Annotated in this window: 13 protein-coding genes; 3 read left to right on the top strand and 10 right to left on the bottom strand. The window is 73.3% G+C overall.

Annotation, left to right across the window (positions count from 1 at the left end):
- Positions 1 to 236 precede the first annotated feature (236 nt).
- Positions 237 to 2,471, bottom strand: coding sequence for a SpoIIE family protein phosphatase (locus tag ACIRO3_RS14960; RefSeq protein WP_404136487.1), 2,235 nt, complete (start codon positions 2,469 to 2,471; stop codon positions 237 to 239).
- 250 nt (positions 2,472 to 2,721) lie between these two features.
- Here ACIRO3_RS14960 and aspS point away from each other — a divergent pair, with 250 nt between their 5' ends.
- Entirely contained in the window at positions 2,722 to 4,527 is a 1,806-nt protein-coding gene (aspS, locus tag ACIRO3_RS14955) for an aspartate--tRNA ligase (protein ID WP_365997279.1), read from the top strand.
- 358 nt (positions 4,528 to 4,885) lie between these two features.
- On the opposite strand, the gene ACIRO3_RS14950 is transcribed toward aspS, so the two are convergent.
- The gene (locus ACIRO3_RS14950; RefSeq protein ID WP_404136483.1) at positions 4,886 to 6,550 is read right to left on the bottom strand and encodes a VWA domain-containing protein; all 1,665 of its coding nucleotides are present in this window, start codon (positions 6,548 to 6,550) and stop codon (positions 4,886 to 4,888) included.
- Positions 6,551 to 6,840: 290 nt separating this feature from the next.
- Between ACIRO3_RS14950 and ACIRO3_RS14945 the strand changes: the two genes are divergently transcribed.
- Positions 6,841 to 8,928 (top strand): PhoX family protein, encoded by a 2,088-nt coding sequence (locus ACIRO3_RS14945; protein ID WP_404136480.1) that lies wholly within the window; start codon positions 6,841 to 6,843, stop codon positions 8,926 to 8,928.
- 111 nt (positions 8,929 to 9,039) lie between these two features.
- On the opposite strand, the gene ACIRO3_RS14940 is transcribed toward ACIRO3_RS14945, so the two are convergent.
- From ACIRO3_RS14940 to ACIRO3_RS14925, 4 genes are all read right to left on the bottom strand, one after another.
- Entirely contained in the window at positions 9,040 to 10,308 is a 1,269-nt protein-coding gene (locus tag ACIRO3_RS14940) for a HAMP domain-containing sensor histidine kinase (RefSeq protein ID WP_365997276.1), read from the bottom strand.
- Between the two features lie 13 nt (positions 10,309 to 10,321).
- Positions 10,322 to 11,053, bottom strand: a complete 732-nt coding sequence (locus tag ACIRO3_RS14935) for a hypothetical protein (protein WP_404136477.1) — start codon at positions 11,051 to 11,053, stop codon at positions 10,322 to 10,324.
- Positions 11,054 to 11,194: 141 nt separating this feature from the next.
- Positions 11,195 to 13,204 (bottom strand): FUSC family protein, encoded by a 2,010-nt coding sequence (locus tag ACIRO3_RS14930; RefSeq protein ID WP_404136474.1) that lies wholly within the window; start codon positions 13,202 to 13,204, stop codon positions 11,195 to 11,197.
- Between the two features lie 92 nt (positions 13,205 to 13,296).
- Positions 13,297 to 14,124, bottom strand: coding sequence for a hypothetical protein (locus ACIRO3_RS14925; RefSeq protein ID WP_404136471.1), 828 nt, complete (start codon positions 14,122 to 14,124; stop codon positions 13,297 to 13,299).
- Between the two features lie 192 nt (positions 14,125 to 14,316).
- Here ACIRO3_RS14925 and ACIRO3_RS14920 point away from each other — a divergent pair, with 192 nt between their 5' ends.
- Positions 14,317 to 14,727, top strand: a complete 411-nt coding sequence (locus ACIRO3_RS14920; RefSeq protein ID WP_404136468.1) for a hypothetical protein — start codon at positions 14,317 to 14,319, stop codon at positions 14,725 to 14,727.
- A gap of 75 nt (positions 14,728 to 14,802) precedes the next feature.
- On the opposite strand, the gene ACIRO3_RS14915 is transcribed toward ACIRO3_RS14920, so the two are convergent.
- The 4 genes from ACIRO3_RS14915 to ACIRO3_RS14900 form a co-directional block, all read right to left on the bottom strand.
- Entirely contained in the window at positions 14,803 to 14,964 is a 162-nt protein-coding gene (locus ACIRO3_RS14915; RefSeq protein ID WP_361770452.1) for a hypothetical protein, read from the bottom strand.
- Positions 14,965 to 15,028: 64 nt separating this feature from the next.
- Complete coding sequence (locus ACIRO3_RS14910; RefSeq protein ID WP_404136465.1) at positions 15,029 to 15,391, bottom strand: hypothetical protein; 363 nt, start codon at positions 15,389 to 15,391, stop codon at positions 15,029 to 15,031.
- Positions 15,392 to 15,504: 113 nt separating this feature from the next.
- Complete coding sequence (locus ACIRO3_RS14905; RefSeq protein ID WP_404136462.1) at positions 15,505 to 16,191, bottom strand: hypothetical protein; 687 nt, start codon at positions 16,189 to 16,191, stop codon at positions 15,505 to 15,507.
- Between the two features lie 245 nt (positions 16,192 to 16,436).
- The gene (locus ACIRO3_RS14900; RefSeq protein ID WP_404136459.1) at positions 16,437 to 16,682 is read right to left on the bottom strand and encodes a hypothetical protein; all 246 of its coding nucleotides are present in this window, start codon (positions 16,680 to 16,682) and stop codon (positions 16,437 to 16,439) included.
- Positions 16,683 to 16,685: the final 3 nt, after the last annotated feature.

The raw sequence follows: 16,685 nt of genomic DNA, 5'->3' as shown, positions 1-16,685 counted from the left end.
ACACCGGTGACGAGCAGGAAGACGGCGCATCAGGCGGCCAGCCGCCGGACGGGCTCGGGGAGCAGGGGAGTCGACACCGCTGCATCCAACCATGGCCAGGGGTGTGGCCCTGGCCCGTCGTTCACGGTCGGTCGGTCGTTCACGGTCGGTCGTTCAGGGTCGGTCGTTGACCGCCGGTTCCCCCACGGGTGGGGCGGGGACCACGCCCGGGTCCACGTCCGGGGCCGCGTCCGGGTTCACGGCCGGGCCGCTGTCGGGGCCCGGTCGGGTTTCGACTGTTCGCGCAGCTCGAACCAGATGCACTTGCCCTCGCCGCGCGGGTCGACGCCCCAGGCGTCGGCGAGCATCTCCATCAGCAGCACCCCGCGCCCGCTCGACGCCATCTCGCCCGGATGCCGCTTGTGCGGCAGCTCGTCGCTGGAGTCGGCCACCTCCACGCGCAGCCGGCGGCTCCCCGGCTCGCCCACCGCGTCCGCGACCAGCACCGCGTCGCCGTCCGTGTGCACCAGCACGTTCGTCACCATCTCGGAGACCATCAGCACCGCCGAGTCCACCTGCTCGGAGTCCGCCCAGTCGTGCAGCAGCTCCCGGATCTGCTGCCGCGCCCCCGCGATCCGGGCCGGCTCCGCCTGCGCCACGGTCAGCAGGGTGCGGCGGGAGGGCCGCGCCGGGTGGGCCTCGACGGTGCCGCAGCCGCAGCCCGCGCCCTCGCGGCACAGCAGGACCACGGCTATGTCGTCCTCGCGACGGTCGGCCAGCGGGCCGGTGGTGTGGTGCGAGGACGGCCCGTGCACGGCCTGCACCAGCAGGTCGGCCAGCTTCTCCAGGTGCCCGGCCGCCATGCCGCCGCCGTCGAGGGACCCGTCGTCGAGGGACCCGTCGTCGAGGGTCCCGTCGTCGGGGGTCTCGGTCTCCAGGACCGCCCGCAGCCGGGCCCAGCCGGTGTCCAGGTCGTGGCCGCCGGTCTCGATGAGCCCGTCGGTGCACAGCATCATCGTCTCGCCGGGTTCGAGGGTGAACCGGGTCGTCGGGTAGTCGGTGTCCGGGACGATGCCGAGCGGCAGCCCGCCCGCCGTGGACCGCATCAGCACGGTGCCGTCCGTCATCCGGACCACCGGGTCGGGGTGGCCGGCCCGGGCCACCTCCAGCGTTCCCGTCGCCGGGTCGCACTCCACGTACAGGCAGGTCGCGAAGCGCGGGCTGTGGAAGTCGGCGTCGTCGTAGGACGCGGAGTCGGCCGTGTCCTGGGTGGAACACAGCCCCGCGAGGAACCGGGAGGCCCGGGAGAGCACCGCGTCCGGCCGGTGGCCCTCCGAGGCGTAGGCCCGTACGGCGATCCGCAGCTGGCCCATCAGCCCGGCGGCCCGTACGTCGTGGCCCTGTACGTCCCCGATGACCAGGGCGAACCGGCCCGACGGCAGCGGGATCATGTCGTACCAGTCGCCGCCGACCTGGAGCCCGCCGCCGGTCGGGACGTACCGGGCGGCGAGGGTCATGCCCGGGATCTCGGGGCCGAGCTGCGGCATCATCGACCGCTGGAGGCCGGTGGTCAGCTCCCGCTCGGATTCCGCGACGCCCGCCCGCTGGAGGGCCTGGGCCAGCATCCGGGCCACCGTGGTCAACACGGACCGCTCGTCCGGCGAGAAGGACACCGGGTGCTTGAACGCGGCCATCCAGGCGCCCATGGTCCGCCCGGCCACGATCAGCGGCAGGTAGGCCCAGGAGATCCGGCCGAAGTGCCGGGCGAGGGGCCAGGTCGCCGGGAAGCGGCGCTTGTAGTCCTCGGGGGACGCCAGGTAGATCGCCCGCCCGGTGCGCACGACCTCCGCCGCCGGATAGTCCGTGTCCAGCCGCATCTGCGCGAAGGGCTCCTCGGCGCCCGGACCGTGCCCGTGGTGCCCGATGATCGACAGCCGGTCGCCGACCAGGCCGAAGACGGCCAGCCCGTCGGGGCTGAACCCGGGCATGGACAGCGACGCCGCCACCCGCAGCACCTCCGCCGTGGACCGTGCCTCGGCCAGCGCCCGGCCCGCGTCCAGCAGGAACGCCTCGCGCGAGCGCCGCCAGTCCCCGGTGATCGGGGTGTGCACGGCGGTGGTGCCGGGCTGCGGCTCGGCGATCTCCTGGATGGTGCCGATCAGCTCGTAGTCCACACGGCCGTCCGGCGCGCGGTTCTCCACGGGCTTGGAGCGGCTGCGCACGGTGCGCAGCACGCGCCCGTCCTCGTCCATGATCCGCAGCCGGGCCTCGGCGAGGGTGCCCTCGGCGACCGCCAGGTTCACGATGCCGTTGATCTCGTTCCAGTCCACCGGGTGGAACCGGGACCGCACGGCCACCTCGGGCAGGACCACGTGTTCCGGGGGCAGCCCGAGCAGCCGGGCGGCCTCACTGTCGAGCGTGACGGTCCCGGACGCGTTGTCCCATCGCCACAGACCGGTCGCGATCGCGGCCAGGACATCCTCGGTGCGCACTCGGTCATCTTTACAGGTGATGATCCGGGCGTGCCTGTTCACGGCCCCCGGTCCGGCTTGCCGGCGGTGCCCCCGGGCCCCCTTCCAGGTCGCGTTCCAGGTCGCACGGGGGCCTGCCCGCGGGCCCCCGCGACGAGCGTCCCCGCGGCCGCCGGCCGGGCCGCTGCGGCCCCGCCCGCGCGGCCGGGGCCCGGACGGTAACCTGGGGACGGTTGAATCCACCCTGGTATCGCGAAGAACTGGATGACTGATGCATCGGTACAGGTCCCACACGTGCGGCGAGCTCCGAGCCTCCGACGTCAACGCCGACGTCAGGCTGAGCGGCTGGCTGCACAACCGTCGAGACCTGGGCGGCATCCTCTTCATCGATCTCCGTGACCACTACGGCATCACGCAGCTCGTGGCCCGCCCCGGCACCGCCGCGAACGAGGCACTGAGCAGCGTCTCCAAGGAGACCGTCGTCCGGATCGACGGCAAGGTCCTCTCCCGCGGCGCGGACAACGTGAACCCGGAGCTGCCCACCGGAGACATCGAGATCGAGGTCTCCGAGGTCGAGGTGCTCGGCGCGTCCGCCCCGCTGCCCTTCACCATCAACACCGACGACGGGGTGAACGAGGAGCGCCGCCTGGAGTACCGCTTCCTCGACCTGCGCCGCGAGCGCATGCACCGCAACATCATGCTGCGCTCGGCCGTCATCGCCTCCATCCGCTCGAAGATGGTGGCCCTCGGCTTCAACGAGATGGCGACCCCGATCCTCACCGCGACCTCCCCCGAGGGCGCGCGCGACTTCGTCGTCCCGTCCCGCCTGAACCCGGGCAAGTTCTACGCCCTGCCGCAGGCGCCGCAGCAGTTCAAGCAGCTGCTGATGATCTCCGGCTTCGACCGGTACTTCCAGATCGCGCCGTGCTTCCGCGACGAGGACGCCCGCGCCGACCGTTCGCCGGGCGAGTTCTACCAGCTCGACGTCGAGATGTCCTTCGTCGAGCAGGAGGACGTCTTCCAGCCGATCGAGCGCCTGATGACCGAGCTGTTCACCGAGTTCGGCAACGGCCGTGAGGTCACCTCCCCCTTCCCGCGGATCCCGTTCCGCGAGTCGATGCTGAAGTACGGCAACGACAAGCCCGACCTGCGCGCCAAGCTGGAACTCGTCGACATCACCGACGTGTTCGAGGGCTCGGAGTTCAAGGCGTTCGCCGGCAAGCACGTGCGCGCGCTGGCCGTCCCGGACACCGCCGCGCAGCCCCGCAAGTTCTTCGACGGCCTGGGCGAGTACGCGATCTCGCTCGGCGCCAAGGGCCTGGCCTGGGTCCGCGTGGGCGAGGACGGCGCGCTGACCGGCCCGATCGCCAAGTTCCTCACCGAGGAGAACGTCAAGGTCCTCACCGAGCGTCTGGGCCTCGCGGCCGGGCACGCGGTGTTCTTCGGCGCGGGCGAGTTCGACGAGGTCTCCAAGATCATGTCCGGCGTCCGCGTCGAGGCGGCCAAGCGCGCGGGCCACTTCGAGGAGAACGTCTTCCGCTTCTGCTGGATCGTCGACTTCCCGATGTACGAGAAGGACGAGGAGACCGGCAAGATCGACTTCTCCCACAATCCGTTCTCCATGCCCCAGGGCGGCATGAAGGACCTGGAGGAGAAGGACCCGCTGGACATCCTGGCCTGGCAGTACGACATCGTCTGCAACGGCATCGAGCTGTCCTCCGGCGCCATCCGCAACCACGAGCCCGAGGTCATGCTGAAGGCCTTCGAGATCGCCGGTTACGAGGCCGAGACCGTCGAGCGCGAGTTCGCCGGCATGCTCCGCGCGTTCCGTCTCGGCGCCCCGCCGCACGGTGGCATCGCCCCCGGCGTCGACCGCATCGTGATGCTCCTCGCCGACGAGCCGAACATCCGCGAGACGATCGCCTTCCCGCTCAACGGCAACGCGCAGGACCTGATGATGGGCGCGCCCACCGTCCTGGAGGAGTCCCGCCTGCGCGAGCTGAACATCGCGCTGCGCAAGCCGGTCGAGGCCAAGGAGACCGAGCCCGTCGAGAAGTCGGTCAAGCAGCACCAGTAGGACCGGCCGGGCACGCCCCGCGCGGGCTTGCACGGCTCGTGCGGCTTGCACGGCTCGTGCGGCTCGTACGGCTCGTACGGCTCGTACGGAAAAGGGCGGCGCCCCCGGAGGTATCCGGGGGCGCCGCCCTCTTCCGTGGGCCGGCTGCGGAGCCCACGTCCCCTGTGACCGCCCTGAGGCCGCTGAGGCTCGCCACGGCGCCTTCCGGGCCCCCGGGGCGCTCGGGCCGTGTCCCCGGCGGCCCGCGCGGCGTCGCACGGCACGCCGGGGCCCTCCACGGCCCGGGCGGGCCGGGTACGCAGAAGGCCGCCGCCCCCGGGAGCACCGGGGGCGGCGGCCTTCTCGCGTACCCGGCGACCTAGAAGCGGTCGAGGATGCCCTTGAGCAGGGCCGCCGAGGTCAGCTCGCGGGGAGCGGGCCCGGCGTGGAAGAACCCGGCGTTTCCGGCGTCCAGCTTGCGCACGAAGTCGAAGCCCTTGCTGTCGAGGTCGCCGAAGCCGACGAACTGCCAGTGGATGTCGTGCGCGGCGGCCGCGGCGATCGCCTGCCGGGCGGGCTGGCGGTTGTCGGGGGCGCCGTCGACCTGGAAGACGACGAGGGCCGGGCCCGCGCCCCCGTCCTTCTGGTACCGCTCGACGACGGCCTCGACGGCCACGTGGTAGCTGGTGCGACCCATGCGGCCGAGTTCGGCGTGCCGGGCCTCGACCCAGGCGTCGTCGTGACCGTCCAGGGTGAGGTCGGCGGTGCCGTCCACGTCCGTGGAGAAGAACACCGTGTGCACGGTCGCCGCTTCGTCGAGGTGCGCGGCGAGGGCCAGGGCGTGATCCGCGAGGTGCTGGGCGCTGCCGTCCTTGTAGAACCCGCGCATCGAGAAGGACCGGTCCAGGACGAGGTACACCTTGGCGCGGGCCCCGGTCTTCCCCTTGGAGCGGAGCACCTGACCGGCGGCCTTGTACGCCCCGGCGACGGATGCCGCCCGCCGCTTCACGGCGGCGAGCGCGACGGCGGGCCCCCCGACCCCGGCGGCCACGACGACGGGCTCGGCGGCGACGGGCTCCGGCTCGCTCTCGGCCATGACCGGCTCGACTGCGACGGGCTCGACCGCGGCCGGCTCGACCGCGACGGGCTCGGGCTCGACCGGGATCGGCTCGGCTTCGACCACGGGTGCGGCCTCGGCGGCGACGGGCTCGGCCTCGACCACGGGGGCGGCGACGACGGGCTCCGTGGTGGCGGCCTCGACGGCGACCGGCTCCGGTTTCACCGCGACCGGTTCGACGGCGATCGGCTCGACCACGGGGGCGGGCTCGACCACGACCGACTCGGCCGCGACCGGTTCGACGGCGACCGGCTCGGCTTCGGCCACGACGGGCTCGGCCACGACGGGCTCGGCCGCGACGGGCTCGGCCGCGACGGGCTCGGCCACGACGGGCTCGGCCTCGGTCAGGGGTGCGGCCTCGGCAGCGACCGGCTCGGCCTCGGCGACGACCGGCTCCGGTTCGGCTTCGGCCGCGACGGGGGCGGCCTCGACAGCCTCCGGTTCGGCCACGGGGGTGACCGCCTCGGGCTCGACCTCGGCGGGCGGTGCCTCCGTCGGGGCCGGTTCGGTCGCTACGGCTTCCGCCGCGACCGGCTCGGCCGCGACCGGCTCCTGAACCGCTTCGCCGGGCGCCGCCTCGACCTCGGCAGCAACGGGCGCCGCCTCGACCTCGGCCGGCGTCGACTCCGGCGTCGGCTCGGCGGCGGGCTCCGCCGGGCTTCCGGTACCGGCCGAGGGCGCCGGGCGGCGGGCCTCCGGGACGGCCGGCGCCGTCATCACCGCGCCGGCTTCGCGGTCCCGCGGAGCGGACTGCGGGGGGACAGTGGGGTTGTCGAAGGACGCCGCGACCAGTTCGGCCGCCGAGTCCAGGGGCGTGGTCGTACGTTCCGTCTGGCTCGGGACGGCCGCCGATGGGGCGTCCGACGTCTCCGGAACCGGTTCGGTAGACCGTCCGAACACCTTGCGCAACAAGCTCCGAATACCCATGGGCCAGGCCTTTCGCATGAGTGCGTGCGTCATTTGTCCGTGCTGCGCGGTAGATCCCTGCCCAGAGTGGACACGTAAGGTTATCGGCCCCTTGGCTGGAACTTCGGCAGGGGCGCCTTTCGTGGCGCAACCCTCGCAGACAACCGGACCCCGTGGGGAACTACCCCTCCGCCGTGCCGGGTTCACCGACCGTTCATCCCCGCGCCGCCGCGTCGGCGCAACCTCCGCTTAGCGTCACGGCTGTTCGTTCCGACATGTTGTCGGCGCCGTGCACCCTCGGAGGACACCTCGTGCGCAAGCTCCTGCCGCTTCTCGGCAACCCGCATGGGAGCGGCCGTTCCGCTCTCACCTGCCGCTACCGCTGTGGCGACGCCTGCTTCCACGAGGTGCCGAACACCAGCGACAACGAGTACGTCGGCGATGTGATCGCCCGTGCCTACTCCCGCCGCTCGATGCTCCGGTCCGCCGCCGTCGTCACGGTGGCCACCGCCGCCGGCACCGCCGTCACCCTGGGCGGCAACGGCTCGTCCGCCAACGCCTCGCCGTCCGTCGATTCCCGCGGCTCCGGTGCGGCGGGTACCGGTGACGCCGCCCGCGGTCTGCGTTTCAAGGCCGTCGCGCCGAACACCGACGACAAGGTCACCGTCCCCGAGGGCTACGAGCAGAACGTGGTCATCCGCTGGGGCGAGCCGATCGTCAAGGGCGCCCCGGGCTTCAACCCCGACAAGCAGACCGCCGCCGCGCAGGCCGGTCAGTTCGGCTACAACAACGACTTCCTGAGCCTTCTCCCGCTCGGCGACGACTACGAGCGCCGGCAGCTGCTCGTGGCCAACCACGAGTACACCGACGAGAACCTCATGTTCAAGGGCTACGACCCGGCCAACCCGACCCGCGAGCAGGTCGAGATCGCCTGGGCCGCGCACGGCCTCTCCGTGGTCGTCGTGCAGGAGGACCACCGCGGCGGCAAGCTGACCGCGGTCTCCCGGCACCAGCTCAACCGTCGTCTCACCGCCACCAGCGAGTTCAGGCTGACCGGTCCCGCCGCGGGCTCGGAGCTGCTGAAGACCTCCGTGGACCGGACCGGCACCAGGGTGCTCGGCACCCTCAACAACTGCGCCGGTGGCACCACCCCGTGGGGCACCACCCTCCACGGCGAGGAGAACTTCAACCAGTACTTCGCCAACGCCGGGCAGGTCACCGACCCGACCGAGGCCGCCCGCCTGAAGCGCTACGGCATGACCACGGGTGCCACCGAGCGCAAGTGGGAGCGGTTCGACAAGCGCTTCGACACCGTGCAGGAGCCCAACGAGTCGCACCGCTTCGGCTGGGTCGTCGAGCTCGACCCGTACGACCCGACGTCCACCCCGCGCAAGCGCACCGCGCTCGGCCGCTTCAAGCACGAGGCCGCACAGCCGCGCCTGACCGAGGACGGCCGACCGGTCATCTACATGGGCGACGACGAGCGCTTCGACTACTTCTACAAGTTCGTCTCCTCGAAGCGGATGAAGAAGGGCGGCTCGCGCACCGCGAAGGAGCACAACCTCACCCTCCTCGACGAGGGCACCCTGTACGTCGCCAAGCTCACCGGTGACGCGCCGGCCGCGGAGATCGACGGCACCGGCAAGCTTCCCTCGGACGGCCAGTTCGACGGATCCGGCGTCTGGATCAAACTCGCCACCGGCAACGTCTCGCACGTCGAGGGCATGACCGCGGAGGAGGTGTACGTCTTCACCCGGCAGGCCGCCGACAAGGTGGGCGCCACCAAGATGGACCGTCCCGAGGACGTCGAGCCCTCCCCGCGCACCGGCCGCGTCTACATCGCGCTGACCAACAACACCGACCGCGGCAAGGCCGGCAAGGCGGGCGCGGACGAGGCCAACCCCCGCAACCTGAACAAGCACGGCCAGATCCTGGAACTCGCCGAGAACTTCGACGACCCGGCGGGCGACGGCTTCGCCTGGCGGCTCTTCCTGGTCGCCGGCGACCCCAACGACCCGGCCACCTACTTCGCGGGCTTCCCGAAGGAGAAGGTCAGCCCGATCTCCTGCCCGGACAACGTGGCCTTCGACCCGCACGGCAACCTGTGGATCTCCACCGACGGCAACCAGCTCGGCTCGCACGACGGCTTGTTCGGCGTCGCCACGGCCGGCGAGCGCCGCGGTGAGCTGAAGCAGTTCCTGACCGTGCCGCGCGGTGCCGAGACCTGTGGCCCGCTGATCCAGGACAAGCGCGTCCTGGTCGCCGTCCAGCACCCGGGCGAGATCGACGGCGCGTCCGTCGAGAGGCCCCAGTCGGTGTGGCCCGACGGCCCCGGCAAGATCGTCCGTCCCTCGGTCGTGTCGGTCTGGCGCAAGGACGGCAAGAACATCGGCGTCTGAACCGACCGGGTGGGTCAATCCAGTTGATCGATTCCGGTGGCGGTGGGGGATGTTTCACGTGAAACAGCCCCCACCGTCCGGTGTTTCACGTGAAACATGCCCTCGTTCCGTTCAACTGTCCGCGACCAGACGCCCGACGGGCAGTCGCAGGGTGGTTTGCGCACCCCCGCCGGGGGCGTTGGCGAAGGTCAGCTCCACCTCCAGCACCGCGGCCTGACCCGCCGCGATCGTCAGGCCCAGACCGTGCCCCCGGCCCCGTCCAGGATCGCCCGTGCGGAAGCGCTGCGGGCCCTGCTCGATCAGTTCGGGTGGGTAACCGCCGCCGTGGTCGCGGATCACCACGACCGGGCCCTCGACGGACACCTCGATCGGCGGCTTCCCGTGCTTGTCGGCGTTGACCAGTAGGTTGGCCAGGATCCGATCGAGGCGGCGCCGGTCGGTGAGCACCACCGCGTCCCGGACCACCCGGACCGTCACGGGCAGTCGGGTTCCCGCGGCGGCCCGCTGTACGGCCCGGCCCAGTTCCACCTGGGACAGCTCGGCCCGCTCCACGCCCGCGTCCAGTCGGGAGATCTCCAGCAGGTCCTCGGTGAGCAGGTGCAGGGCCCGGAGCCGGTCGTTGATCATTTCCTTGGGGCGGCCCTCGGGCAGCAGCGCCGCGGCGGCGAGCGAACCCGTCAACGGGGTGCGCAGTTCGTGCGCGACGTCGGCCGTGAACCGTTTCTCGGCTTCCAGCCGTTCCTGGAGCGACGCGGCCATCGAGTCCAGGGCGTGCGCGACGTCGCGTACCTCGTCGTGGTGGCGGGTCCCTCGGGGGCCGTCCGGGTCGTCCGGGTCGGCCGGGAGCCCCACCCGGGCGTCCAGGTCGCCGGCGCTGATCCGGCGGGCCACGGCGGCGGTGGTCGCCAGACGCCGGCTGATCCGGTCGGCCAGGAACAGTCCGGCGAGCGCCACGATCCCCGCGGCGAGCGCGGAGGAGGCGAGGATGGCGGTGTCCAGGTCGCGCAACCGCCGGCGGGTCTGGTCGAAGGGGAGCCAGACGGCCAGCACCTTCGTGTCGGCGGGCCCGGCGCCCCACATGGCGGGCGCGCCGTCGTGCTCGCCGACCATGCTCCCGGTCTCGCCGCGCGCGACGAGCTTGCGCAGGGCTCCCGGCAGCTCTGGCGGGTCGATGACCACGTTCACGTCGCCGTGCACGGTGCCGTACTGGTACTGGTTGACTGCGTCGTCCAGGTCCCGGTTCACGTCCTTGCGGACCTCGCCGACGACCTGACCGGCGACCACGTTGTGCACGAGGATCCCCAGCACCGCCGCGACCGCGCAGCACACCGCCGTGGTGGTCAGGGCGATCTTCCAGCGCAGACTGCTCGTCACCCGCATCCGACCCGTCCCCTCAGGCCCGGCTCGGTGAGCAGCCGACCGGGCCGTCCTTGACGGTGGGGCACTCGTCGAGGGTGAGCTGGGACAGGTTGAGGATCTTCGCCGCCGGGTCCCACACGTAGTCGGAGACGGAGACGTACTTGGGGTTCGACGTGGGTTCGCGCACCGCGAGGTGTTCGGCGGCGACCTCCACGCCCTCCAGTACTCCGCGCCGGTACAGGATCCGGGCGATCGTCCCGTCGTCCTGGACGGTGTAGACCCGCAGTTCGCTGGTCCGGTCGTCGAGGTCGAGGGCGGTGATCAGTTCCTCCCGGCCGTTGCCCGTCACGTCGTGCAGGACGGGGGGCCGCGTCGGGCAGTCGGGTCCACCGTCCGCGGCCTGTGTGCAGAGCGCCAGCCGCTGCGGGGCGCGGGGGTCGACCAGCCGTCCCGTGCCGCCGTCCTGTCGGGCGGAGGCGGTGACGTCGGCGCGTACGACGTCCAGCGGGTTCACCCCGTTCATGCTGGGGCCCGCGGCCTTGGGCAGCCCCGGGACCACGGTGGCGGTGCCCGGCTTCTGGTCGGCCGCGGGCGGCGCCGGGTGGACGTTCTTCCACAGGGTCTGCGGGGCGTGCACGATGCCCAGGTCGCCGTCGCTCCGGAGCCCCTCCACGTCGGCGCAGCCGGCCGAGGCCGCGAGCAGGGCGGCGAGGACGGGGAGGGCCAGGACGCCGGGGCGCCGGCCGTGCGGGACGGGGGACCTCATGGGGCGATGCTCTCGCGGAGGAGTACCACCGGCCCGGGCACGGACCCATTCGGGGGACGGGGCTCCCCCGACCACGTCCCCGCCACCGCACGCGTCCGCGCCCCGCCCCTGCGGCCGGGCACGGACCCGTCCGCGGCGCCGTCAGTCGGCGGGGGCGGCGATGGCGCGGGCGGCGGCGATCTCCTGCTGGACGGGGGCCAGCACCGAGTCCTCCTTGCCCATCGGGGCGGGGCCGCTCCGTACGGCCGCCGGGGTCCGGCTCGCGCGCACCCCCTCGGCCAGTCCGCGCAGTTCCCGGACGGCGGCCTCGACCTCGTCCCGGTCGGGGGCGTCCGCGCCGTGGTTGACCCGGACCCGGGCGGCGGTGGTGGCGTCGACGATCCTCTCCACGGCCACCACCAGCGGCCACCACGCGGCGGCCCGCGCCCCCGTCGGCGGCGGCTCGGTCAACGCCCGCTGGAACTCGCTCCGTACGCCCGACAGGTCCCGGTAGATCCGTCGGCGGGCCTGGAGCCGTGCGGTGTGGGCGGCCCGCTGCCCGGCCTCGGTGTCGGGATGGTCCGCGCCGAACGCCCGCTCCACGTACCGGGCGGCGTCGTCCACGGTGTCCGCGAGCCGGTCCCCGATCCGGGTGTGCCAGCTCTCCGGCCAGAGCAGGTAACCGGCGACCAGCGTGATGGCGCAGCCGATCAGGCTGTCCAGCAGCCGGGGCCGGATCAGGTCGAAGCCCTGGTGGTTGAGCTGGTCGGACAGCAGCAGGATCACCGGGGTGATGGCGGCGGTCTGGAAGGCGTACCCCTTGGCGGAGAACGCCGGGATCAGCGCGGCCAGTACCGCCATCACCGGCACGTCCCACCAGCCGCGCGGCACCTCGGCCAGCACGGCGGCGGCGAGGACCAGCCCGACGGCCGTCCCCAGGGCCCGCAGGACGGCCCGGGAGAAAACCGAGCCGAAGTCCGGCTTGAGGACGAACGTGACCGTCAGCGCGACCCAGTACGAGCGCTCGACGGGTATCACCGAGACGAGCACCTGCGCCAGCCCGATGCACACGGCCAGCCGGATGCCGTACCGCCAGGAGGCCCGGGAGAACATCATGTCGCGGACCGCCCGCCGGGCCCTGATCCCCAGCGCGGCCGGCCGGCCGAGCCGGTCGTCCACGTTGTGCATGCGCGGCTCGGCGAGGTGCACGATGGTCGCCGCGTGCCGCAGGGCCGCGTCGATGGCGCGCTCCGACTGGCCGTGCGGCGGGGGCAGGTCCAGGACGGGGGCCCCGGTGCGGCCTTCCTCGACGGCCGCCGCCAGTTCCCGTACGGCCGCCGGGATCTCGGGCGGCAGCGGCCGTCCCCGCAGGTGGGCGGCGGGCGCCCCCTCGACGAGCGGGATCAGCACGTTGAGCTGGGCCAGCATCCGCACCAGCGAGGGGCTGCGCCCGTGCACCAGGGCCCGCCGGCCCAGGACGAGGTCGTAGGCCTGGTTCAGGGCCTGGGTGACCGCCCGGCGGCGTTCCTCGTAGTCGGGCCCGCCGGCGGCCTCCAGCGTGTCCGCCAGGGCCCGGTACCCGGCCGCGACGGCGACCCGCTCGGGTTGTCGCCCGCGCAGCGGCCAGCCCGACAGGGTGAGCGCCAGCACGAACAGTCCGCCGGCGCTGAGCAGCAGCGGCGCCGTCCACCAGGGCCGGGGCATCGGCAGGCCGGCGCCGACCACGGCGTTCAGCAGGAGCAGCAGACCGGACACGGAGGCGACCGTGCCGATCGAGGAGATCATTCCGGAGACGAGGGCGATGAGGGTGAGCACGGCGACGGCGAGCCAGCCGTGCCCGAAGACGAGCGTGCCGATGGCCACCCCGACGGCGCCGAAGAGCTGCGGTACGGCGATGTTCAGGACGCGCATCCGGTACGCGTCGGCGGTGTCGCCGATCACCCCGGACAGGGCGCCCATGGAGACGAGGGCCCCGTATTCGGGCTCGTCCAGCGCGAAGCCCACGGCCAGTGGGGCGGACAGTGCGATGCCGGCGCGCGCGACGGCGGCCCACGGGACGGGAGCGCTGCTCGGTCGTAGCCCGTTGAGCAGCCACGCGGGTGGGGTCAGGGGGATCTGCCGGGTCCGGGACTGCCCGGACCGTATGTGCTCGGTGCGTCGTTCGGTGGTCATTCCCGCTTCCGTACCGCCGCTCGCGAATCGGTTCTTCTGTGGCGTTCCCCGCTCGTCTGCCCATTTCCGGGCAGGTTCCGCACCTTCCGAGCCTATGGCGTGCGGCGTGCCCGGCCCGTGAGCCAGGCGGCCAACGCCGCCGCGAGTCCGATGGCGGGCACCACCCAGGCGGTGGTCCGCAGGAACGCGGTGAGGGCGTCGTACACCGCCCCGGCAGCGAGTCGGTCGATGTCGGGCGGCAGGTCGTCCAGGGTGAGGTGGCGGCACCACACCACCGCGAGCCACAGCAACCCCGCCCCGACCGCCAGCCCCAGTCCGGTGGCGATCACGGCCCGCCGCCGCCGGACGGCGACCGCGATCGCCGCCGCGGCCAGCAGCACGGTCAGGAGAGGAAGCCACACACCGGCGATCTGGAGCACGCGAAACCCCTTCCGCAGGGCGCCCAGGTCGTCGTACTCCATGACCTCGACGGAGACGTGGGTCATCGGGATCCGGTCCGCGAAGGGCACCGCGTCCTCGACCAGTTCCTCCTTGACCCGGGCGATCACGGGCGCCAGGTCGATGGTGACGGCGTCCCCGTCGCCACTGGTGAGCGCCTTGAGGAACGCGGCGTGCGCGGCGCGGTTGGCGGCGTCCCAGGCCGTCCGGTAGGCCGGTGTCCCGGAGAAGGACTGCAGGGCCTCGCCGAGGAGGGCGTCCACCCCGCCCTGGAAGGGGCCCGCGTCGATCTGGCCGGCGAGCGCGCGGGTGGCCTGGGTGACGACCACGCCCCGTACGGCGGGGTCCTCGGCGAGCGGGGCCATGGCGGCGGTGTAGCGGTCGGCGTCGCCCAGCTCGCGGTCGGCCCAGTACGCGACCGCGCTCGCGGGCACCAGCAGGGCCACGAGCACGACCAGTACCGTCGACAGGAAGGTGCGCACGTCACCAGGGAATGCCGCCGGGGTGCGGCCCGCGAGCGCTGTTGCTGCGAGCGGGTGGCGCGCTGGGCGGACCGGGTGGGGCCCGCCGCGGGGGGAGCGGGCCGAGCCCGGGGACCGACGGGGACACTGCTTGATCCACTTGCCGGTCCGAGGTGGCGGGTGTGCCCTGGATGGTGGAGAGAGGAGCCCGTCATGGCACATGCGGCACCCACCGTCCATCGGCGGCACCGGGGGACGACGACGGACCGGACGCACCATTTCGGCAAGAGCGCCATGGTCCGCGCCCTGCTGGCCGGTCTCGTCTACGGGGTCTGGGCGGCCTTCATCAAGCGCCAGATGGGCCCGGTCGACGCGGGCAACGTCTTCTACGGCATCCTGTGCGGCGCGCTCTTCGCGGGGATCATGTTCACCCTCGGTCGGATGGGCTCCCGGCTGCCCAGGGAACTGCACGCCGCCGCCTACGGGGTCTTCGTCGGAGTGGCCCTCGGCTACCTGTACAGCCTCACGGGCGACAGCGTGCTCCGATCCGCCGGCCTCGGCATCGCCGTCGGCGCGGCCACCGCCGTCACCGCGTTCTACCGCTACTACATGCGCGAGCCCTGACGCGACGGACCGCGGCGCCCGCACCCGCTCGTCCCCCGGACCCGGTCCGGGGGACGAGCCGTATCCGGGGAGGGGTCACTCGGCCGCGGTGGCCGCGTCGGCCGGGCGAGCGGCCGGGGCTTCGGGATGGGCGGCGGGCTCGGACTCCGGCTTCTCCGGACGTCGGGCCGGCGGGGTGAAACGGGAGGCCTCGGCGCGCAGCATGGCGTTCAGGGCGGCGTAGGGGTCGATGGGCATGGCGGAACCTCACGGTGTGCTCGGTGTTCGGGGGTGTGGGGGTGCGTGCTGCCGCTATGCCCGCTCAGCAGCGCAGGACCACACTCCGTACCGTCCGCCGGGACAGGGCCGGTTCGGCCGTCCCGTACGAGGCCACGCGGGAGGCCCGCGCCTCCCGGTGTTTCACGTGAAACGTCGGCGGCGCGGGCCGTCGTACGCACGCCACCCCGCGCGCGAGCGCGCGCACGGCCGCCCGCGCCTCGGGGTCCGAGGCGGGGTCGGACGGGCCCTCGGAGGGCTCCGCCGGGGTGGACGGGGCGCTCGTGGCAGGTCGGGCATCGGCGGCCATCGCCGCGGCCGGGCCGGCCCCGAAGACGCACATCAGCACGACGCAGGCCATCGTCAGGACCTTCGCCGCGGCCGTCCGCGCGTACCGAGCACCGCTCATGCCCAGCTGTGTGCCCCGACACGCCGGAGCACTCCCCACCGGGGCCCGAGAAGCCCCCGACCGGGGGACGAAGACACCCCCGTCGGCTGATACCGCGCCCGCGGCCGAGGCGTTCAGCGGGAGCGGTGGCGCCCCGTCAGCCGGGCCACGACGGCCGTCTCCCCGCTGATCAGCCGCAGTTGGGCGCGGCGCCCGGACCGCTCACCCGTACGCTGCTCCGACGGCCCGCCGGTCTCCTGCCCCGCCCGTTCGCCGGCCCGTTCGCCGGGCCGCCCCGAGGGGCCCGGAACGCGGGCCGGCGAGACCCGGTCCACGGTGAACACGGCCGTACGGTGGTCCGCGCGGGCGATCTCGATGGTCAGCCCCCGGCGCAGCTCGCCCAGGCGCAGCCCGTTCCCCGTGACGACGGCGGTGCCGGCCGCGCCCGGGGCCGGGCCGTCGGCGTCCCAGCGGACGGCGTCGTCGTCCTGGGGGTCGGCGCTCAGCGGAAGGTCCAGCCCCAGCGCCGGGATCAGCAGCCGCACGGGCGGCGCGGCCCGCATCGGTGTGACGGAGCCGGGCAGACCGCCCCGTACCGACCGGGCCCCCTTGCCGGGGGCGTGCGCACCGGAGTGCCCGCCCGACTGCTCCAGTTCGCGTACGAGCCGTCGATGCCCGGACAGGCCCAGGGCCCGGGAGGGCAGGGAGTCGGCGACCGTGCCGGCGGCGGGCGGGGCGCCGTCGCTGCTCCTCAACATCCCTACGCCGGTACACAGCAGAGTGACCGTCACCACTGCGACGATCCACTGGGCGCGGGGCATGGGCAGTTCCCTCCTGGTCCGGCTCGGACGGCCGGGTCCTGTGAGCAGTGGACCGCTCTCGGCCCGCCCGCACATCGGGAGTCATCCCACGCTGACGGCGAGTCACTCACATGTCACCCGGCTGCGCGTGCGTCTTCGCAGCTCGCGGACGGTGCGCCGGTCGTGCTTCGGTCCGTGCGCGGCCCGCGCCCGAAAGGGTGAGGCGGAGCGCGACGCCGTGACTGGCGCCTCGGACGGGGAGCGCCTCAGGCGACGACCAGGACGACGGCCGTCGCGCCCATGAAGGCGGCGCAGAGGTGGACGGCCGGATGGCCGTGGTCGCCGTACCAGAGCTGACGGACCAGGCCGCCGAGGGCGGCGAGGGCGGTGATGACACCGATCTGGGCGAGCAGGGTGACGGCGGTGAAGGGGGCCAGGAGCAGCAGGAGGGAGTTCAGCCAGAACGGGGCGGCGCCCGTCCAGCCCCGCCACTCCCTGATCGCCGTCGGCATGTG

The sequence above is a fragment of the Streptomyces sp. NPDC102278 genome (assembly GCF_044766345.1).
Classification (GTDB): Bacteria; Actinomycetota; Actinomycetes; order Streptomycetales; family Streptomycetaceae; genus Streptomyces.
The sequence above is the reverse complement of the archived record's forward strand: the minus strand, read 5'-3'. Positions and strand labels throughout refer to the sequence as shown.